This is a genomic window from Burkholderia sp. L-4 (assembly GCF_056856535.1).
The window spans coordinates 1,763,543-1,784,704 of the sequence record NZ_JBXEOX010000001.1; the positions used below are offsets into that span (position 1 = coordinate 1,763,543).

Sequence of the window (21,162 nt, forward strand, 5' to 3'; positions counted from 1 at the left end):
AAGAATCCGGCGTGGCGGCCGTTATCCGGAGTGAGCGCGATCACGGCCACTGCATGCACATGCACTTGTGAGCGTCATACCCGCGCGCCGCGTGCGCGCGGCCGCAATCAGGATCGCGATGGAACCGACCTTCCAACCCTCCCGTTCAGCCCAACCCGTGCTGTCCGTATCCGGCATCGGCAAGACCTATGGCGAACCCGTGCTCGCCGATGTCACGCTGACGCTCGAGGCGGGCCAGGCGCTCGCGCTGACGGGCGAGAACGGTGCCGGCAAGAGCACGCTGTCGAAGATCATCGGCGGGCTCGTCGATCCGACCACCGGCACGATGCAGCTCGGCGGCCACGCCTACGCGCCGGCGAGCCGCACGCAGGCCGAGGCGCTCGGCGTGCGCATGGTGATGCAGGAGCTGAACCTGCTGCCGACGCTGACGGTCGCCGAAAACCTGTTCCTGAACCGCCTGCCGCGGCGCTTCGGGATCATCGATCGCGCGCGGCTGCGCGAGGACGCGCGGGCCGCGATGGCGCAGGTCGGGCTCGATGCGGTCGATCCCGATACGCCGGTCGGCGCACTCGGCATCGGCCATCAGCAGATGGTCGAGATCGCGCGCAACCTGATCGGCGACTGCCGCGTGCTGATTCTCGACGAGCCGACCGCGATGCTGACCGCGCGCGAAGTCGAGCTGCTGTTCGAGCAGATCGACCGGCTGAAGGCGCGCGGCGTCGCGATCGTCTATATCTCGCACCGTCTCGAGGAGCTCGCGCGTGTCGCCGAGCGCGTCGCGGTGCTGCGCGACGGCCGGCTCGTGCACGCGGGCGACATGGCCGCGACGACGTCCGACGGGCTCGTCACGCTGATGGTCGGGCGCGAGATCGGCGAGCAGATCGAGCTCGGCGAGCGCCACATCGGCGCGCCGCGGCTCGTCGTATCGGGGCTCACGCGCGGGACGGCCGTGCGCGACGTGTCGCTCGAGGTGCGCGCGGGCGAGATCTTCGGCATTTCGGGATTGATCGGCGCGGGGCGCACCGAGTTGCTGCGGCTGATCTACGGCGCCGATACGCCGGATGCGGGGATGATCGCGGTCGGCCAGCCGCCGAAGCCGGCGAAGATCGATTCCCCCGTCGACGCGGTGAAGCTGGGCATCGCGTTGATTACCGAGGATCGCAAGGGTGAAGGGCTGCTGCTGTCGCAGTCGATCACCGCGAACGTGTCGCTCGGCCAGCTCGACCGGCTCGCGCGCGGCGGCATCGTCGATGCCGCACGCGAGACGGCGCTTGCCGAGCGGCAGATCGACGCGTTGCGGATCCGCACGCACGGTGCGGCGCAGGCGGTCGGCGAGCTGTCGGGCGGCAACCAGCAGAAGGTCGTGATCGGCCGCTGGCTCGCCCGCGACATGGGCGTGCTGCTGTTCGACGAGCCGACGCGCGGGATCGACGTCGGCGCCAAATTCGAGATCTACACGCTGATGGGCGCGCTCGCGCGCGAAGGCCGGTCGCTCGTCGTCGTGTCGAGCGACCTGCGCGAGCTGATGCTGATCTGCGACCGGATCGGCGTGATGTCGGCCGGCCGCATGACCGCCGTGCTCGAGCGCGGCAACTGGACCCAGGATGCGCTGCTGGCCGCGGCATTCGCCGGCTTCGGCCGCGAGACGCCGCCGGGCGGCGCGCAACATCCGGACGCGGGGCAGGCGCCAGGCGCCGCCCCCGGCAATTCGACGACAGGACCCCAGCAATGACCCAGCCTCCCGTATCCCCGACCGACGCAGGCGCCCAGCAGGACGTGACGGGACGCCGCGCGCGCACGCTGTCCGGCACGCGCCTCGGCCTGTCGAACTATCTCGGGCTCGCCGGTGCGCTCGCCGCGATGATTGCGCTGTTTTCGGTGTTGAGCTCGCATTTCCTGACCTACGATACGTTCAGCACGATCGCGAACCAGATTCCCGATCTCGTCGTGATGTCGGTCGGGATGACCTTCGTGCTGATCATCGCCGGGATCGACCTGTCGGTCGGCTCGGTGCTCGCGCTCGCCGCGTCGATGGTCAGCGTCGCCGCGCTGAAATGGCAGTGGGGGCCGCTGCCGGCCGCGCTGATCGGGATCGCGGTCGCGACCATCACGGGGGCGCTGACGGGGGCGGTCACGGTCGGCTGGCGAATTCCGTCGTTCATCGTGTCGCTCGGCGTGCTGGAGGCCGCGCGCGGCCTCGCGTACCAGCTGACGAATTCGCGGACGGCGTATATCGGCGACGCGTTCGATTTCCTGTCGAACCCGATCGCGCTCGGCATCTCGCCGGCGTTCCTGATCGCGGTCGCGGTGATGATCGCAGCCCAGTTCGTGCTCACGCGCACGGTGTTCGGGCGCTACCTCGTCGGGATCGGCACGAACGAAGAAGCCGTCCGACTTGCCGGGGTTAACCCGCGTCCGTATAAAATTCTCGTATTCGCGTTGATGGGGGCGCTCGCGGGGCTTGCGTCGCTGTTCCAGATTTCGCGGCTCGAGGCGGCCGATCCGAACGCGGGCGCGGGTCTCGAACTGCAGGTCATCGCGGCCGTCGTGATCGGCGGCACGAGCCTGATGGGCGGGCGCGGCTCGGTGATCAGCACGTTCTTCGGTGTGTTGATCATCTCCGTGCTGGCCGCGGGGCTGGCGCAGATCGGGGCGAACGAGCCGACGAAACGGATCATCACCGGCGCGGTGATCGTGGTGGCCGTCGTGCTCGATACGTATCGCAGCCGGCGGGCGCGCGCGCGGTAGAAAGACAGACAGAACAGACCAGAGAGAAACGGGAAATGGCGACGATCAAGGATGTGGCAGCCATGGCGGGCGTGTCGTTTACGACCGTCTCGCACGTGGTGAACAATTCGCGGCCGGTGTCCGCGGATGTGCGTGCGAAGGTCGAGGGCGCAATCCGCGAGCTCAATTACGTGCCGTCGGCCGTGGCGCGCTCGCTGAAGGCGCGGGCGACGGCGACCATCGGCCTCGTCGTGCCGAACAGCACGAATCCGTACTTCGCGGAGCTTGCGCGCGGCATCGAGGATCAGTGCGCGGCCAACGGCTATTGCGTGTTCTTCTGCAATTCGGACGACGATCCCGTGAAGCAGCGCAACTACCTGCGCGTGCTGCAGGAAAAGCGCATCGACGGGCTGATCGTCGCATCGGCCGGCGAGGATGCGGTGCTCGCGCAGACGCTCGCCGATATCCATGCGCCACTCGTCGTCGTCGACCGCAACATCGAGGGGCTTGCGGCCGACCTCGTGCAGATCGACCACGAGCGCGGCGCGTACCTCGCGACGCGCCACCTGCTCGAGCTCGGGCACGCGAAGATCGGCTGCATCACGGGGCCGACCGACACCGCCGTCAGCGCGATGCGCGTGCACGGCTTCATCCGCGCGATGGCCGAGCGCGGCGTCGACATCGTGCCGGGCGCGATCGCGGAAAGCGACTTCTCGTGCCTCGGCGGCTATCACGCGGCGTCGCGGCTGTTCGAATCGGTGCGGCCGAGCGCGATCTTCGCGGGCAACGACCTGATGGGCGTCGGCGCGCTGCGCGCGGCGGCCGAGCGCGGGCTGCGCGTGCCCGACGACTGCTCGATCATCGGTTTCGACGATATCGAGTTTTCCCGCTACACGTATCCCGCGCTGTCGACGGTCGGCCAGTCGGTGCGCGCGCTCGGCGAAATGGCCGCGCAGACGCTGATCGAGCGGATCGGCGGCGGCTCGACGGCCGTGCCGAGCCGTCGTCGTGTGGTGTCGCCGCGCCTCGTGCTGCGCGAGTCGACGGCGGTCTATCGCGAGCCGCCCGCGTCGGGCGGCCGCGCATGACGGCGCCCGCAGCGGGTGCCGGCCGCGTCACGGTGGTCGGCAGCCTCAACATGGATCTCGTCGTGCGGGCGCCGCGGCTGCCGCTGCCGGGCGAAACGCTCGCCGGGCATGCGTTTGCCCAGGCGGCCGGCGGCAAGGGCGGCAACCAGGCCGTCGCCGCCGCGCGGCTCGGTGCGCAGGTCGCGATGATCGGTTGCGTCGGCGCGGATGCGCACGGCGCGGCATTGCGCGCGGGCCTGGAAGCCGAGGGCATCGACTGCACCGGGCTCGCGACGAGCGCGTCGGCGTCGACCGGCGTCGCGCTGATCGTCGTCGACGACGCGAGCCAGAACGCGATCGTGATCGTCGCGGGCGGCAACGGCGAGGTCACGCCCGCGACGGTTGCACGGCACGAGGCCGCGCTGGCGTCGGCCGACGTGCTGATCTGCCAGCTCGAAACGCCGCCGGACGCCGTATTCGCGGCGCTGTCGGCCGGGCGGCGGCTCGGCCGCACGGTGGTGCTCAATCCGGCACCGGCCGTCGCGCCGCTGCCGGCGGGCTGGCTGCCGCTCGTCGATTACCTGATCCCGAATGAGGTCGAGGCGGCCGCGCTGACCGCGCTGCCGGTGCGCGACCCGGCGGAGGCGGAAACCGCCGCGCGTGCGCTGCAGGCCGGCGGCGCGCGCAACGTGCTGGTCACGCTCGGCGCGCGCGGCGTGCTCGCGCTGACGGCCGACGGCGTCGCGCGGCACTATCCGGCGCCGGTCGTGCAGGCCGTCGACACGACGGCGGCGGGCGATACCTTCATCGGCGGTTTTTCCGCACGGCTCGCGGCCGGCGCGGATGTCGATGCGGCCATCCGCTTCGCGCAACGCGCGGCGGCGCTGTCGGTCACGCGGGCGGGCGCGCAGCCGTCGATTCCGACGCGCGCCGAACTGGCCGACTAGGGCCGGATCGCCGGTTTCCGTTTCCCGATCTCGGCCGGCCGTCTCATGCGACGGGCCAGCCGGCCGGTCGCGCTTGCGGCAACGTGCCCGCAGGTCGCCGGGTCTTCCCGCCCATCCATTTCTCGAATTGGCCCGAATTTGCATCATTAGTTCAGCTATTTGTAATATACAGACGAATAATTCGAAAAAATCACGCCAAAACCATCAAGTTGTGCGTCGCGCAGTCGTAAATGCAACCAGTGAAGCAATGCTTCCAGCCAACGGGCCCGGCCCGTTCATGACGACGCAATACAGGATGGATGATGGTGTTCAGGAACCTGACGATTCGTGCGCGCATCGGTTTGACGATGGCGTTTCTGGCGATGCTGCTGGGCGTAACCGGCGTGCTCGGGCTGTACGGGATGACGCGTTCGAACGTGTCGACGCGCGAGATTTTCACGAACCAGATGCCGAGCGCGGTCGACGTGGCGGTCGCGGAAATGTTTTCGGCACGCGAACGGCTCGCACTCGACCGCGCGGCGCTGCTGGCTGGCACGCCCGAGTCGGCGGCCGCCGTCGAGCGCAGCCGCGCGATGCGCGCGCAGTCCGACGCATGGTGGCAGAAATACCTCGCGCTGCCGCGCGGCCCCGAGGAAGACCGGCTCGCGCAGGACGTCGCCGCGAAGCGCGTGGCGCTGCAGCGCGCCTGTGACGCGTTCGCGAGCCTGCTCGGGGCGGACCAGCGCGATCGCTTCGGCGACGGCGCCAAGCAGCTCCAGGCGCTCTATACCGACCTCTCGGTGGCCGGCGAAGCGCTGCGCAACTTCCAGTTCACCAATGCGCAAGTGCTCTTCGATCAAGCGGAATCGGTGTTCGACACGCTGCGCGTACTGTCGATCGTCGCGCTGCTGGCCGGTGTCGGCGCCGCACTGCTGTCATGGGTGGCGCTGAGCCGCGCGATCGGTCGCCCGATCGCCGACGCGCTATCGCATTTCGACGCGATTTCCGCCGGCGACCTGCGCCGGCCGATCGTCGTGGAACGGCGCGACGAGATGGGCCAGCTTCTCGAAGGGCTCGCGAAGATGCAGCGTGGGCTGGTCGACACGGTGCGCACCGTGCGCGGCGGCAGCGAGTCGATCGCGACCGCGGCGCGCCAGATCGCGGCCGGCAACATCGATCTGTCGTCGCGCACCGAGGAGCAGGCCGCCGCGCTGCAGGAAACCGCGTCGAGCATGGAACAGCTGACCGGCACCGTGAAGCAGAACGCGGACAATGCGCGCCAGGCAAGCGCGCTGGCCGCGAATGCGTCGGAGATTGCAAACAAGGGCAATACGGTGGTCGGCCAGGTCGTCGGCACGATGGGCGAGATCAACGACAGCTCGGCGAAGATCGCCGACATCATCGCGATCATCGAGGGAATCGCGTTCCAGACCAACATTCTTGCGCTGAATGCGGCCGTCGAAGCCGCGCGCGCGGGCGAGGAGGGCCGCGGCTTCGCGGTCGTCGCCGGCGAGGTGCGCAGCCTCGCGCAACGCTCGTCGAGCGCGGCGAAGGAAATCAAGGCGCTGATCGACGCGTCGGTGGAGCGCATCCGCACCGGTTCGACGCTGGTCGACGAAGCCGGGCGCACGATGAGCGACGTGATCGGCGCGGTGCAGCGCGTGACCGACATCATGGGCGAGATCGCGGCGGCGTCGGAGGAGCAGAGCGGCGGGATCGACCAGGTCGCGCGCGCCGTGGCGCAGATGGACGAAGTCACGCAGCAGAATGCGGCGCTCGTCGAGGAAGCCGCCGCCGCCGCGCAGTCGCTCGACGAGCAGGCCGGGCGCCTGCGCGAAACGGCGGCGGTATTCCAGCTCGACGACGAAATGGCGCGCGCCGTCGCGCCGGTTGCGGCGCGTCGCGTGACGCACGTTCCGCGCTCGCCTTCCGCCGCGGTTGCCGCGCCCGTGCAGCCGGCCGCGCGCGACGATCGCGATGCACCGCCGCAGCGCACGGCCGCCCCGATGCCCGCGCGCAAGCCCGTCGCGGCCGCTGCCGCGCCGGCACCGGCTGCCGCCACCGCCGGCGGTGACGACTGGGAAACCTTCTGATTCGCGCGTGCCGCGCATCTATCCCCATTTGGTGACGAACGACGCCCGCGACATGCGGGCGTCGTCGTTTGCGCGGCGGACGCGACGTGACGGTGCGAACGCACGATCGCGTATCGCCGCGTGCATCGCGCGGCCCGCATCGATGGATGCGCGGCGGCGTGCGCGTCATGTTCCCGCATTCGTCGTACGGGTATCTCCGTAAGGGCGCTGCGAAAAAAATTTGTAACGGTGCACGCGGCGTGTCATCGCACGCGGCTGCTCGAACGTATAGGGATGAAGGGAGGCGGTGACGACGTCGGATGTCTCCAACGCACAAGACGTTTCGTCGTTCGACGAGAGGTGGCGGATGCAGTTTCTGCGGCTCGGGAGATCGATTGTAAAACGACGAAATGCGTTGTCAAAGCGATGTTGTCGAGAATGACGAACTTCATACGAAGAGTTCGTGAAAAAAAATAAGAAAGGGTTTAGGATGAATTCGAACGCGCTTGCTTCTGCGCAGTCGTACGAAGGCAGGCACGTCTTCAGACTTAGGCGAGGGAGGTAGCATGGATATTTACAGCAGCTTCGCGAACCGCTTCGAAAAAACGCGAGAGGAAGAGCTCTCGCTGGAGGAGTATCTCGCGCTCTGCAAGAACGATCCATCCGCGTACGCGACGGCTGGTGAACGCATGCTGGCAGCAATCGGGGAACCTGAACACATCGACACCCGCAACGATCCGCGCCTGTCGCGCATCTTTGCGAACAAGGTCATCAAGGTCTATCCGGCGTTCCGTGAGTTCTACGGAATGGAGGAAGTGATCGAGCAGGTGGTCGCGTATTTCCGCCATGCCGCGCAAGGGCTCGAAGAGAAGAAGCAGATCCTCTATCTGCTGGGCCCGGTGGGCGGCGGCAAGTCGTCGATCGCCGAGCGTCTGAAGCAACTGATGGAGCGCGTGCCGTTCTATTCGCTGAAGGGCTCGCCCGTCAACGAATCGCCGCTCGGGCTGTTCGACTACGACGAAGACGGCCCGATCCTCGAGGAACAGTACGGCATCCCGCGCCGCTACCTGAAAAGCATCCTGAGTCCGTGGGCCGTCAAGCGCCTGCACGAATACAACGGCGACATCCGCCAGTTCCGCGTGGTGCGCCGCTATCCGTCGATCCTGCGGCAGATCGGCATCGCGAAGACCGAGCCGGGCGACGAGAACAACCAGGACATCTCGTCGCTGGTCGGCAAGGTGGACATCCGCAAGCTCGAACAGTACGCGCAGGACGATGCCGACGCCTACAGCTACTCGGGCGGCCTGTGTCTCGCGAACCAAGGCCTGCTCGAATTCGTCGAAATGTTCAAGGCGCCGATCAAGGTGCTGCATCCGCTGCTCACCGCGACACAGGAAGGCAACTTCAAGGGCACCGAAGGCTTCGGCGCGATTCCGTTCGACGGCGTGATCCTCGCGCACTCGAACGAGTCGGAGTGGAAGGCGTTCCGCAACAACCGCAACAACGAGGCACTGCTCGACCGGATCTTCGTCGTGAAGGTGCCGTATTGCCTGCGCGTGTCGGAAGAAACCAAGATCTACGAGAAGCTGATCCGCAACTCGTCGCTGGCCGAAGCCGTGTGCGCGCCGGGCACGCTGAAGATGATGTCGCAGTTCTCGGTGCTGTCGCGCCTGCACGAGCCGGAGAATTCGAGCCTGTTCTCGAAGATGCAGGTGTACGACGGTGAAAACCTGAAGGACACCGATCCGAAGGCGAAGTCTTACCAGGAGTATCGCGACTACGCGGGCGTCGACGAAGGGATGACCGGCGTGTCGACCCGCTTCGCGTTCAAGATCCTGTCGCGCGTGTTCAACTTCGATTCGAGCGAGGTCGCGGCGAACCCCGTGCACCTGATGTACGTGCTCGAACAGCAGATCGAACGCGAGCAGTTCCCGCCGGAAATCGAGCAGAAGTACCTGTCCTTCGTGAAGGACGTGCTCGCGTCGCGCTACGCGGAGTTCATCGGCAAGGAGATCCAGACGGCTTACCTCGAGTCGTATTCGGAATATGGTCAGAACATCTTCGACCGTTATGTCACGTATGCGGATTTCTGGATCCAGGATCAGGAATTCCGCGACCACGATACCGGCGAAAGCTTCGACCGCGCCGCGCTGAACGCGGAGCTGGAGAAGATCGAGAAGCCGGCGGGCATCAGCAATCCGAAGGATTACCGCAACGAGATCGTGAACTTCGTGTTGCGCGCGCGGGCGGCGAACGCCGGCAAGAACCCGGTGTGGACGAGCTACGAGAAGTTGCGCGTCGTGATCGAGAAGAAGATGTTCTCGAACACCGAGGAACTGTTGCCGGTGATTTCGTTCAACGCCAAGGGCTCGGCGGAAGAGCAGCGCAAGCATGAGGACTTTGTGAACCGGATGGTCGCGAAGGGCTATACGCCGAAGCAGGTGAGGCTGCTTTGCGACTGGTACCTGCGCGTGCGCAAGTCGTCATGACGCGCGCGGTTCCGCGCCCGTACGGCGAGTCCGTACGGGCACTTTCAGAGACGCCGCCCGCATGACGGGAGACGGCATGTGCGGCGAGCGTCCCGGCATATCGACATTCGAGCGGGAGACCGGGAGTGCTTCATCAAATCATCGACCGCAGGCTGGCCGGCAAGAACAAGAGCATCGCCAATCGCGAACGCTTCCTGCGTCGCGTCAAGAACTACATTCGTCGTGCCGTGTCCGACGCGGTGCGCGACCGTAGCATCAAGGATATCCAGAGCACGCAGAGCATCACGATCCCGCGCAAGGACATCGCGGAGCCGAATTTCCGGCACGCGCCTGGCGGGCGTCGTGAGTACGTGCACCCCGGCAACGAGGACTACGTGCGCGGCGACAAGATCCCGCGCCCGCAGGGCGGCTCGGGCGGCGGCGGTAGTCAGGCGAGCAACGAAGGCGAAGGGCAGGACGACTTCGTGTTCGAACTGTCGCGCGACGAGTTCATGCAGTATTTCTTCGACGATCTCGAACTGCCGCGCCTCGTGAAGACGCATCTGCTGACGGTGCCGAGCTGGAAGAACGTGCGCGCGGGCTGGTCGGCGGAAGGCACGCCGAACAACATCGACGTCGTGCGTTCGCTGCGCAGCGCGCTTGGCCGGCGCATCGCGCTCGGCTCGCCGCTCGTCAACGAACTGCGCGAACTCGAAGCGCAACTCGAGGCACTGAAGAACGACCCCGAGGACCGCCGCACCGAAATCGCGACGCTCGAGGCCGAGATCCATCACCTGAAAGGGCGCATCTGGCGGATTCCGTTCATCGATCCGTTCGACCTGCGCTACATCAACCGCGTGAAGCAGCCGCAGCCGTCGAGCCAGGCCGTGATGTTCTGCCTGATGGACGTGTCGGGCTCGATGGACGAGCAGCGCAAGGATCTCGCGAAGCGCTTCTTCATCCTGCTGTACCTGTTCCTCAAGCGCAACTACGAACGGATCGAGGTCGTGTTCATCCGTCACCACACGCGCGCCGAGGAGGTCGACGAGGACACCTTCTTCCATTCGACCGAGAGCGGCGGCACGGTCGTGTCGAGCGCGCTCGAACTGATGCGCAAGGTGATGGACGAACGCTACTCGCCGACCGAGTGGAACATCTACGGCGCGCAGGCGTCCGACGGCGACAACTGGACCGACGATTCGCCCAAGTGTCGCAAAATCCTGGAAGAGGATATCCTCACGAAGACGCGTTACTTCGCGTATATCCAGGTCGCGCCGGAAGAGCAGAACCTGTGGCTGGAATACGCGCAACTGGCGTTGTCGCAGCCGCATCTCGCGATGAAAAAAGTGGAATCGGCTGCCGACATTTACCCGGTGTTTCGCGAATTGTTCGAAAAGCAGGTGGAAACGTCATGACAACCCGCCATCTGCACAACGAGTCGCGCGGCTACGAGCCGCGCCCTTCCGGCGACGCCCCGGCCGGCCCTGACGCAGTGCAGCAACGCGCGCAGGCCGAACCGCCGCCGCCGGCCGCCGACTTGCCCGGTTCCGGGCAGAAGGAAGCGCGTATGAACGTTGCCGAACGCAAGCCGCTGCCGTGCCCGTCCGACTGGACGTTCGAGTTGCTCGAGGAGTACGACACGCACATCTCGCAGGTCGCCGAACAGTACGAGCTCGATATCTACCCGATCCAGCTCGAACTGATCAGCGCCGAGCAGATGATGGATGCGTACGCGTCGGTCGGGATGCCCGTCAACTACCGTCACTGGTCGTTCGGCAAGCACTTCCTCGCGACCGAGAAGAGCTATCGCCGCGGCCAGATGGGCCTCGCGTACGAAATCGTCATCAATTCGAATCCGTGCATCGCGTACCTGATGGAAGAGAACACGATGACGATGCAGGCGCTCGTCATCGCGCACGCGGCGTACGGGCACAACTCGTTCTTCAAGGGCAACTACCTGTTCCGGCTGTGGACCGACGCGCACGCGATCATCGACTATCTCGTGTATGCGAAGAACTACGTCGCGGAATGCGAGGAGCGCTACGGCCTCGATCGCGTCGAGGAACTGCTCGATTCGTGCCATGCGCTGATGAATTACGGCGTCGACCGCTACAAGCGCCCGCAAAAACCGTCGCTGTCGAAGGAAGCGGCGCTGCGGCGCGAGCGCGAGGCGTACCTGCAGTCGCAGGTGAACGAATTGTGGCGCACGCTGCCGGGCAAGAAGCCCGAGCTGATGGAGGAGCAGGAAGAGCGTTATCCGCCCGAGCCGCAGGAGAACCTGCTGTATTTCGCGGAGAAGAATGCGCCGCTGCTCGAGCCGTGGGAGCGGGAAGTGATCCGCATCGTGCGCAAGATCGGCCAGTATTTCTACCCGCAGCGGCAGACGCAGGTGATGAACGAAGGCTGGGCGACGTTCTGGCACTACACGCTGCTGAACACGCTGTACAACCAGGGGAAGCTGGAAGACGGCTTCATGATGGAGTTCCTGCATTCGCACAGCAACGTGGTCTACCAGCCGCCCGTCACGAAGCCGTACTACAGCGGGATCAACCCGTATGCGCTCGGTTTCTCGATGATGAGCGACATCCGAAGGATTTGTGAGGCGCCGACGGAGGAGGACTACAAGTGGTTCCCGGAGATCGCGGGTACCCCGTGGCTGCCGGCGATGCACTACGCGATGCGCAACTTCAAGGACGAGAGCTTCATCGCGCAGTACCTGTCGCCGAACCTGATCCGCGAGATGCGCCTCTTCTCGGTGCTCGACGACGACATGCGCGATTCGCTCGAGGTTTCGGCGATCCACGACGATTCCGGCTACCAGTACGTGCGGCAGGCGTTGTCGCGGCAGTACGACATCCATCACCGCGAGCCGAACATCCAGGTGTGGGCCGTCAACACGCGCGGCGACCGCAGCCTCACGCTGCGTCACTTCATGACCGACAACCGCCACCTGTCCAGCGACAGCGACGAAGTGCTCAAGCACATGGCGCGGCTCTGGCAGTTCGACGTGTATCTCGAAAGCGTCGACGAGGCCGGCACCGTGCGCAAGCGCTACGAGTGCCGCTACGTGCCGCCGGAGATCCGCGTTTGACCGGTGTCTTCGGCAATGTTTGCATCGGACGCCAGCCTGACGGCTGGCGTTTTCATATGACGAACGCGCGGCGGGAGAAAATTTTTCTACATCCGGACGAACCCGGAGCGCCTGTTACTTTACATTTCGCTAAAATCCCGTAGCGTCGGGCACCGGAACCGGTGCCACATGCGACCGCACGCGGCGGCCCACAGCCGTCTCGCCCAGAAAGCACTAAAAGGAACAGACCAACCCATGGATGTCCAGACCGACCAAGCTGCGCTGTCCGCGCACGACACCCGGCGGCGCGTGTTCGCCATCGTCGGCGCCTCATCGGGCAACCTCGTCGAGTGGTTCGACTTCTACATCTACTCGTTCTGCGCGCTGTACTTCGCACCGGCATTCTTCCCGAGCGGCAACACGACGACGCAGTTGCTGAACACGGCCGGCGTGTTCGCCGCCGGCTTCCTGATGCGTCCGATCGGCGGCTGGCTGTTCGGCCGCATCGCCGACCGTCACGGCCGTCGCGCGGCGATGATGATCTCGGTGCTGATGATGTGCGGCGGGTCGCTGGTGATCGCGGTGCTGCCGACCTACGCGCAGATCGGCGCGCTCGCGCCGGCGCTGCTGCTGGTCGCGCGCCTGTTCCAGGGCCTGTCGGTGGGCGGCGAATATGGCACGAGCGCGACCTACATGAGCGAGGTTGCGCTGAAGGGGCGCCGCGGCTTCTTCGCGTCGTTCCAGTACGTGACGCTGATCGGCGGCCAGCTGTGCGCGCTGCTCGTGCTCGTGATCCTGCAGCAAACGCTGTCGGCCGGCGAACTGAAGGCGTGGGGCTGGCGCATTCCGTTCGTCGTCGGCGCGGCGGCCGCGCTGATCTCGCTGTACCTGCGGAAATCGCTCGACGAGACGTCGACGAGCGCTTCGCGCGACAAGAAGGACGCCGGCACGATCCGCGGCGTGTGGCAGCACAAGGGCGCGTTCTTCACGGTGGTCGGTTTCACGGCCGGCGGCTCGCTGATCTTCTACACGTTCACGACGTACATGCAGAAATACCTCGTGAACACGGCCGGCATGCATGCGAAGACGGCCAGCAACGTGATGACCGTCGCGCTGCTCGTCTACATGCTGATGCAACCGGTGTTCGGCGCGCTGTCCGACAAGATCGGCCGTCGTACGTCGATGATCCTGTTCGGCTCGTTCGCGGTGATCGGCACGGTGCCGCTGATGCATGCGCTGAAGGACGTGACGAGCCCGGTGGCCGCATTCGTGCTGATCACGGTCGCGCTGGCGATCGTCAGCTTCTACACGTCGATCAGCGGCCTCATCAAGGCCGAGATGTTCCCGCCCGAAGTGCGTGCGATGGGCGTCGGCCTGTCGTATGCGGTGGCGAACGCCATCTTCGGCGGCTCGGCCGAGTACGTCGCGCTGTGGTTCAAGTCGATCGGCAGCGAGGAAACCTTCTACTGGTACGTGACCGCCCTGTGCGCGATCTCGCTGATCGTGTCGTGGCGGATGCGCGACCCGAGCAAGGAAGGGTATCTGCGTCACGAGCCGTGATCGGCGGCGCGTTGCGCACCCCGGCATCGTGACGAACGTCCCGCCCATCGGCGGGACGTTTTTTTTGTGCGCGCGCTTACGCGGACGGCGGCTTCGCGTGGTCGGGCGCCGGGGCCGCCACGCTCGACCGGATGCCTTGCTCGACCAGCCAGTCGAACATTTGCCCGACGATCGGCGAGCGCGACGGGCCTTCCATCCGCGACAGCCACCACGTGGTGCCGGGCAGGCGCGGGTAGTCGGCCAGCACGGTCAGCGCGTGCTGGTCGAGGCCGGCCTGCGCGACGAGGCGCGGCAGGCACGCAATGCCGCGGCCGCGCTGCACGGCGTCCAGCACGAGCCGCTGGTCGTCATAGATCGCCTGCATCCGGAAGTCCGACAGTCGTTCGCGAAAGACGGTCGCCATGCGCTCGTCGGTCAGGCTCGCTTCGAGGCAGACGAGCCCCGCGTGCCGCGCGTGTTCGGCGCGCGGCACGCGGGCGAGCGTCTCGGCGAGCGGTGTCGCGCACACGGTCACCCACTCGTCGCGCATGAACGGGATATCGACCAGGCCCGGCTGCAGCATCGGCCGCGTGCCGATCGTCATGTCGACGTCGATCTCGTCGACGTAGCGCGCGGTTTCGTCGGTCGACAACAGCGGGCACAGGTCCGGCAGTGCCTGTTGCAATTGCTCGAGGCGCGGCTGCAGCCAGCCGTGCAGCAACGGCGCCGGACACACCAGCACGACGAGCCCCGGGTTCAGGTAGGTCGCGATGCGGTCGAGGCCGCCGCGCAACGTGTCCATCGCGCGCTGGACGCTGCGCTGCAGGACCTCGCCGGCAATGGTCAGCTCGACGCCGCGGCCGCGCCGGCGGAACAGCGGCTGCCCGAGCTGCGCTTCGAGTTGCTGGATCTGATGGCTGATCGCCGATTGCGACAGGTGCAGTTCATCGGCTGCGCGCGAGAAATTGCCCAGCCGGGCCGCGGCTTCGAAGCCGCTCAGCAGTTTCAGGGACGGAACGCGTTGCATCGAGATATGAGGTGAATTGATTGATCAAGCCAATAAATATCAATATTCATCAAGTTTAACCTGACGGAAAATCGCTCATCAATCACAACGGAGTCGGATCGATGGGTCGCTTTGATGCTCGCCAGCGCGGTTACCGGATGCCCGCGGAATGGGAATCCATGCACGCCACGTGGCTCGGATGGCCGGTGCTCGACAATCGCGAGGACCTCTGGGGGGCGCATTACGCGCAGGTCTGCCGCGAATTCGCGCTGGTCGCGCGGACGATCGCGCGTTACCAGCGCTGCGTGGTCGCGGTACACCACAGCCAGGCCGATGCCGCGCGCGAGTTGGTGGGCCCGAGCGTCGACGTGCTGCCGGTCGCGGCCGAGGACAACTGGCTGCGCGATTGTGGGCCGATCTTCCTCGTCAGCGAACGGCACGGGCTCGGCGCGGCCGTGTTCCGCTTCAACTGCTGGGGCGAGAAGTACCAGCCGTACGACGGCTGCCAGCAGGCCGGGCAGGACATCGCGCGTGCGGCCGGCGCCGAGATCTTCAATTCGCACATGGTGCTGGAGGGCGGTTCGTTCTACGTCGACGGGCAGGGTACGCTGGTCACGACCGAAAGCTGCCTGCTGCATCCCAATCGCAACCCGCACCTGAGCCGCGCGGAGATCGAGGGGGAGCTGCGCCGGATGCTGGGCGTCGAGAAGATCGTGTGGCTGCCGGGCAACCCCGACGAAGTGGAGACGAACGGGCACGTGGACGGCATCGCGTCGTTCGTCGCGCCGGGGCGGATGCTGTGCCAGACCGCGGCGCCCGAGCAGGGCGACTATTTCCGCGTGATGCGCGAAAACCGCCGTGCGCTGGAACTCGCGACCGATGCGGCGGGGCGCCGTTTCGAGCTGCTCGACCTGCCGTCGCCGATCGTCGGCGAACGCTTCGGCTCCGAGCGCTACTGCGATTGTTACGCGAACTACATCCTGGTGAACGGCGCGGTGATCGTGACCGCGTTCGGCGTCGAACAGGACGAGGCCGCACGCGATGCGTTCAGCCGCGCGTTCCCGACGCGCAAGGTGCAGATGCTGCCGATCCCGACGCTGTCGATCGGCGGCGGCAGCATTCATTGTTCGACGCAGCAGCAGCCGTCCGTCGCGCACTGAGCGACGTTTCGTCAGCAGTTTCCGGTTTCACCGAGGAGCAACGCAATGCCGTCCAAACACATTACCGTCGCCGCCGTGCAGATGGCGTCGGGCAGCTGGAATCTCGAAGACAACATGGCCACCGCGGAGCGCCTGATCCGCGCGGCTGCCGCACAGGGCGCGAATCTCGTGCTGTGCCCGGAACTGTTCGCGATGCCGTACTTCTGCCTCGACCAGAACGTGCGTCATCTCGAACACGCGCAGCCATTCGAAGGCAACGCGCAGATCGCCCGTTTCGCGGCGCTGGCCGGCGAGCTCGGCATCGTGCTGCCGATCGGTTTCTTCGAGCGCGCGGGCAATGCCGCGTACAACTCGATCGCGGTGGCGGACGCCGACGGGCGCGTCCTCGGCGTCTATCGCAAGACGCATATTCCGGACGGGCCGGGCTATACGGAGAAGTTCTATTTCACACCGGGCGACACCGGCTTCAAGGTGTGGGACACGCGTTTCGGGCGGATCGGCATCGGCATCTGCTGGGACCAGTGGTATCCGGAAACGGCGCGCAGCCTCGCGCTGATGGGCGCGGAGATCCTGTGCTTTCCGACCATCATCGGCTCGGAGCCGTTCAGCAGCGCGTTCGATTCGGCCGGCCACTGGCAGCGCACGATGCAGGGTCACGCGGCGGCCAACATGGTGCCGGTCGTGGCGGCGAACCGGATCGGTCGCGAAGTCGGCATCGGCAACGGCAATCCGCGGCAGCAGGGGCTGACCGGCGTGTTCTACGGGTCGAGCTTCATCGCGGATCACACCGGCGAGAAGCGGGCCGAGGCGAACCGCACCGACGAAGCCGTGCTCGTGCAGACGTTCGACCTCGACGCGATCCGCGCCGACCGGCAATCGTGGGGCTTTTTTCGCGATCGCCGCCCCGAGATGTACCGCACGTTGCTGACCAGCGACGGCGTGTCGTCCTGTTATCGATGAGGGATTCGCGATGAAACACCAAGGATGGCTGCGCATCGCGGTGCCGGGCCTCGCGCTGTGCGTGCTGGCCGGTGCGGCCCGCGCCGACGAAGAGAACGTGCTGAACCTGTACAACTGGAGCAACTATTTCGCGCCGGACACGATTGCCGCGTTCGAGAAGGAAACCGGCATCAAGGTGCGCTACGACGCGTACGACAGCGACGAGACGCTGCAGTCGAAGCTGCTGACCGGCAACAGCGGCTACGACCTCGTGTGGCCGACCAACGACTTCATGGCCAGGCAGATCCAGGCCGGCGTGTACCGCAAGCTCGACAAGGGCCGGCTGCCGAACCTGAAGTATCTCGACCCGTCGCTGCTGAAGCAGATGGCGCAGTCCGATCCCGGCAACCAGTACGGCGTGCCGTACATGTGGGGCACCGTGGGCGTCGGCTACGACCGCGCGAAGGTGCGCGCGATCCTCGGCAAGGACATGCCGGCCGACAGCCTCGACCTCTTGTTCAACCCGGCGATCGCGGCGCGCGTCGCCGCGCAATGCGGGCTCGGCCTGCAGGACTCCGCGAGCACGGTGCTGCCGCTCGCGCTGCGCTACGTCGGCCGCGACCCGATGCGGCCGTCCGCGCAGGATTACGCGGCCGTGCAGGCGATGCTGATGAAGGTGCGGCCGTTCATCCGCCAGTTCGTCGGCTCGTCCGATGCCGACGCGCTGATCGACGGCGAGCTGTGCGTGACGGTCGGCTTCTCCGGTGCGATCAACCTGGCCGCGCAGAAGGCGAAGGCGCGCGATCCGAAGCGCGACATCGTGTACGACATCCCGCGCATCGGCAGCCTGATGTGGTTCGATGCGATGGTGATTCCGGCATCGGCGAAGCATCCGGACAACGCGCACGCGTTCATCGACTACATCCTGCGTCCGGACGTGATCGCGAAGATCTCGAATGCGATGCGCTACGCGAACGCGAACCGGGGCGCGCTGAAGCTGATGGACCCGGCACTGGTGCGCGATCCGGGCATCTATCCGGACGAGGCGACGCGGCGCACACTGTTCACGCCGATCGCCGAATCGCCGGCCGCGATGCGCCTGGAAGGCCGCACCTGGCTCGGCTTCAAGACCGCGCGGCCGTGACGGCCCGCGCAGAAACAATCGAAATAACCGGCAAGCGAAAGAGGAATGCGATGACCACACGACGTCAACTGTTGAAACGCGGCCTGTCCGTATCGGGCGCGGCGCTGGCCGCCGGCGCGATGGGCGGGTTGTTCGGCCGCGCCGCGCACGCGCAGCAGGGCGCGACCTGGCACATGCCGGACGAAGGCGCGCCGCACACGGCGACCTGGATGGCGTTCGGCCCGAGCGCGGACATCTGGGGCGCACGGCTGTTGCCCGTGGTGCGCGAGAACCTGGCCGCGGTCGCGAAGGCGATCGCCGCGCACGAGCCGCTCAAGATGCTGGTGCGGGAGCAGGACTACGCGCTCGCATCGCGGCTGTGCGGTGCGTCGGTCGAGCTCGTCCAGCATCCGGTCGACGATCTGTGGATGCGCGATACGGGGCCCGTGTTCGTGAAGAACGCGTCGGGCCAGCTCGGCGGCGTGAGCTTCAATTTCAACGGCTGGGGCAACAAGCAGGAACACGACCAGGACGCGGAAGTCGCGCCGTTCGTGGCCGAACGCGCCGGCGCGCGGCCGATCGACACGAAGCTCGTGCTGGAAGGCGGCGGCATCGAGGTGGACGGCGAGGGCACGGCGATCATCACGCGCAGCTGCGTGCTCAATGCGAACCGCAATCCGGGCGTCAGCCAGGCGCAGTGCGAAGCCGAGCTGAGCCGCCTGCTCGGGCTGAAGAAGATCATCTGGCTGCCCGGCATTGCCGGCAAGGACATCACCGACGGGCATACCGACTTCTACGCGCGTTTCACGAGCCCGGGTGTCGTGGTGGCCGGGCTCGACACGGATCCGGCGTCGTACGACCATGCGGTGACGCGGCAGCACCTCGAGATCCTGCGCAAGTCCACCGATGCGAAGGGGCGCCCGCTGAAGGTCGTCGTGCTGCCGGGGCCGAGGACCGTCCGGCATGCGTACGAGAACGACGAGTTCGCGGCCGGCTACATCAATTTCTACGTATGCAATCGCGCGGTGATCGCGCCGCAATTCGGCGACAGCCGCGCCGACCGCAACACGCGCGACACGCTCGTCGACCTGTTTCCCGGCCGCGAAGTCATCCAGTTGAACATCGACGGCATCGCCGCGGGCGGCGGCGGCATTCACTGTACGACGCAGCAGCAGCCGGCCTGAGCGGGGGCGCGGACCGGTCCGCGTGACCGGTTCGATTGCCGCTGCCATTTTTATATATTTTCGGATTACTGAATAACAATGCGGAATCCGTTTCGTGGAACGGATTCCGGCGCGTACGCATGCGCGCCGTCCGCGCAATGGAGTGGAATACATGGCGAAGCAACGAAACGACGTGATCACGAACCCGAACGCGTCGCCCATGCCGGATGCCGGCCGACGCGGATTCATCCGCTGTTCGGCCGCCTGGCTCGGCATGCCGCTGCTGGGTGGACTGGCCGCATGCGGCGGCGGCGACGGCGGTACGGCCGACGCGGCGTCCGCGTCGCGCCCGACACCGTCGGCACGGCAGGCCGTGTACCGGCTGCCGGCGGAAGATGTGCCGCACGCGTCGACCTACATGACCTTCGCGTCCGGCGTGGACGGCATCTGGTCGCCCGTCACGTCACAGAGTACGGATGCCGGCATCGATCGCGTGCGGGCCGACCTGATGGACGTCGCGAAGGCGATCGGCGCGACCGAACCGGTCACCATGCTGGTGCTGCCGGTCGATCTGGACGCGGCCCGCGCGCTGCTCGCGAGCGCGAGTGTCGCGAATCCGGACCTGCATGCGCGCTATGCGGCGCGCGCCGCGGGCACGGGCGGAATCACCCTCGTGCCGCTCGCCGACGGTTTCAACGATTTCTGGGTGCGCGACACGGGGTGCGTGTTCGTCCGCGACACGGCGAACGGCAATGCACTGAACGCGATCGGTTTCAATTTCAACGGCTGGGGCAACGCCAACACCGACGGCGCCGGCCAGAGCGCGGGCACGATTGCGCCGGCGATCCTGGCCGCGAGCAACCGGTCGAAGGCCGGCAAGTTCTTCCAGCCATTCAGCCAGGACGGCAGGGTGGCGGGCTGGATGGCGCAGACCCAAGGCGCGACCCTGGTCCGCAGCACGTTGACGCTCGAAGGCGGCGCGATCGAATTCGACGGCGACGCGACGGCGATCCTCACCGAATCGGCCGTGCTGCACGTGAACCGCAATCCGCAGCTGTTCGACATCCCGAATGGCGTGATCGCCAACGCCACGCTGCTGCCGACGGCCCGCGAGGTCGTGCTCGCCGAACTGCAGCGCACGCTCGGGGTGCGGAAGATCATCTGGTTGCCGGGCACGCCGACCTATCCGCGCGGCAGCGGCGTGGGCGGTGCCGGCGGCGCGGCGACGCCGGCCGGCGAGAGCGACATCACGAACGGTCACGTCGATTTCTATGCGCGTTTTCTCGCGCCCGGGGTGGTCGCCTGCTGTTACGACGCGTGGAATTCGACCGGCGAGCGTGCGTTGACGGACGCGAACCGGAAGCGTCTGGCCGGCCAGACCGACGCGAACGGCCGGCCGCTGCGGATCGTCGAGCTCGTGCCGCCCGTCAGCTTCGGGACCTCGGCCGGCACGACGCTGAGCGAGCGGCAGATGTCGCATTTCGCGGCCGGCTACATCAACTTCTATACGTGCAACGGCGCGATCGTGATGCCGAAGTTCAACGATGCGGCGGCGGACGCGGCCGCGGTCGCCGCGATCCGGCCATATGCGGGCAGTCGCGCGATCGTGCAGGTCGACATCCTCGGCATCGCGTCGGGCGGCGGCGGCATCCACTGCGCGACCCGGGAAGTACCGGCGTGAGCATGTCGCGTCATATCGATATGGAAATCGATTCGTTGTCCGTTTCACGCGAATTCCTTAATCTGGGCCTGTAGTTCGTGTGACACCTCCTTGACTGGGATTCGCGCCCGCTGCGTGCAGCGGGCGTCTTTTTTTGTGCGCCGTACCGCGCGCCTCATCACGAAACCCGCAGAGCAAAGCACCATTTGTTGGTTCGGATTCGCCGCACGCGCTGCTACGTT

15 protein-coding genes are annotated in these 21,162 nt (G+C 66.4%); 14 read left to right on the plus strand and 1 reads right to left on the minus strand.

What is annotated here, in order from left to right; all coding sequences use genetic code 11:
• Nucleotides 1-118: 118 nt before the first annotated feature.
• From AC1VVG_RS08285 to AC1VVG_RS08325, 9 genes are all read left to right on the plus strand, one after another.
• Entirely contained in the window at nucleotides 119-1,732 is a 1,614-nt protein-coding gene (locus AC1VVG_RS08285) for a sugar ABC transporter ATP-binding protein (RefSeq protein WP_482835477.1), read from the plus strand.
• Entirely contained in the window at nucleotides 1,729-2,748 is a 1,020-nt protein-coding gene (locus AC1VVG_RS08290) for an ABC transporter permease (protein WP_367189560.1), read from the plus strand. The genes AC1VVG_RS08285 and AC1VVG_RS08290 overlap by 4 nt, the downstream gene beginning before the upstream one ends.
• A gap of 35 nt (nucleotides 2,749-2,783) precedes the next feature.
• Complete coding sequence (locus AC1VVG_RS08295) at nucleotides 2,784-3,815, plus strand: LacI family DNA-binding transcriptional regulator (RefSeq protein WP_034186950.1); 1,032 nt, start codon at nucleotides 2,784-2,786, stop codon at nucleotides 3,813-3,815.
• A complete protein-coding gene (gene rbsK, locus AC1VVG_RS08300) occupies nucleotides 3,812-4,741 on the plus strand; it encodes a ribokinase (protein ID WP_059557763.1) in 930 nt (309 codons plus the stop codon). The genes AC1VVG_RS08295 and rbsK overlap by 4 nt, the downstream gene beginning before the upstream one ends.
• 302 nt (nucleotides 4,742-5,043) lie before the next feature.
• Nucleotides 5,044-6,813 (plus strand): methyl-accepting chemotaxis protein, encoded by a 1,770-nt coding sequence (locus AC1VVG_RS08305; RefSeq protein ID WP_482835891.1) that lies wholly within the window; start codon nucleotides 5,044-5,046, stop codon nucleotides 6,811-6,813.
• A 545-nt stretch (nucleotides 6,814-7,358) separates the two neighbouring features.
• The gene (locus AC1VVG_RS08310) at nucleotides 7,359-9,281 is read left to right on the plus strand and encodes a PrkA family serine protein kinase (protein WP_034186948.1); all 1,923 of its coding nucleotides are present in this window, start codon (nucleotides 7,359-7,361) and stop codon (nucleotides 9,279-9,281) included.
• A gap of 125 nt (nucleotides 9,282-9,406) precedes the next feature.
• The gene (locus AC1VVG_RS08315; RefSeq protein ID WP_034186947.1) at nucleotides 9,407-10,675 is read left to right on the plus strand and encodes a YeaH/YhbH family protein; all 1,269 of its coding nucleotides are present in this window, start codon (nucleotides 9,407-9,409) and stop codon (nucleotides 10,673-10,675) included.
• Nucleotides 10,672-12,351, plus strand: a complete 1,680-nt coding sequence (locus AC1VVG_RS08320; RefSeq protein WP_049029302.1) for a SpoVR family protein — start codon at nucleotides 10,672-10,674, stop codon at nucleotides 12,349-12,351. Before AC1VVG_RS08315 ends, AC1VVG_RS08320 begins: the two co-directional genes overlap by 4 nt.
• A gap of 234 nt (nucleotides 12,352-12,585) precedes the next feature.
• Nucleotides 12,586-13,890 carry an MFS family transporter gene (locus tag AC1VVG_RS08325; RefSeq protein ID WP_034186945.1) on the plus strand — a complete coding sequence of 435 codons (1,305 nt, stop codon included), beginning with the start codon at nucleotides 12,586-12,588 and terminating at the stop codon, nucleotides 13,888-13,890.
• Between the two features lie 76 nt (nucleotides 13,891-13,966).
• Here AC1VVG_RS08325 and AC1VVG_RS08330 read toward each other — a convergent pair whose 3' ends face one another.
• Nucleotides 13,967-14,896 carry a LysR family transcriptional regulator gene (locus AC1VVG_RS08330; protein ID WP_034186944.1) on the minus strand — a complete coding sequence of 310 codons (930 nt, stop codon included), beginning with the start codon at nucleotides 14,894-14,896 and terminating at the stop codon, nucleotides 13,967-13,969.
• A 137-nt stretch (nucleotides 14,897-15,033) separates the two neighbouring features.
• Here AC1VVG_RS08330 and AC1VVG_RS08335 point away from each other — a divergent pair, with 137 nt between their 5' ends.
• From AC1VVG_RS08335 to AC1VVG_RS08355, 5 genes are all read left to right on the plus strand, one after another.
• The gene (locus tag AC1VVG_RS08335; protein WP_482835892.1) at nucleotides 15,034-16,035 is read left to right on the plus strand and encodes an agmatine deiminase family protein; all 1,002 of its coding nucleotides are present in this window, start codon (nucleotides 15,034-15,036) and stop codon (nucleotides 16,033-16,035) included.
• A gap of 45 nt (nucleotides 16,036-16,080) precedes the next feature.
• Nucleotides 16,081-16,995 carry an N-carbamoylputrescine amidase gene (aguB, locus tag AC1VVG_RS08340; protein ID WP_059557758.1) on the plus strand — a complete coding sequence of 305 codons (915 nt, stop codon included), beginning with the start codon at nucleotides 16,081-16,083 and terminating at the stop codon, nucleotides 16,993-16,995.
• Nucleotides 16,996-17,005: 10 nt separating this feature from the next.
• Complete coding sequence (locus AC1VVG_RS08345; protein ID WP_482835478.1) at nucleotides 17,006-18,118, plus strand: polyamine ABC transporter substrate-binding protein; 1,113 nt, start codon at nucleotides 17,006-17,008, stop codon at nucleotides 18,116-18,118.
• A 50-nt stretch (nucleotides 18,119-18,168) separates the two neighbouring features.
• Complete coding sequence (locus AC1VVG_RS08350; protein ID WP_034186940.1) at nucleotides 18,169-19,281, plus strand: agmatine deiminase family protein; 1,113 nt, start codon at nucleotides 18,169-18,171, stop codon at nucleotides 19,279-19,281.
• A gap of 151 nt (nucleotides 19,282-19,432) precedes the next feature.
• Nucleotides 19,433-20,941: an agmatine deiminase family protein gene (locus tag AC1VVG_RS08355; RefSeq protein WP_482835479.1), complete on the plus strand. Its 1,509-nt coding sequence runs from the start codon at nucleotides 19,433-19,435 to the stop codon at nucleotides 20,939-20,941.
• The last annotated feature ends 221 nt before the right edge of the window (nucleotides 20,942-21,162 follow it).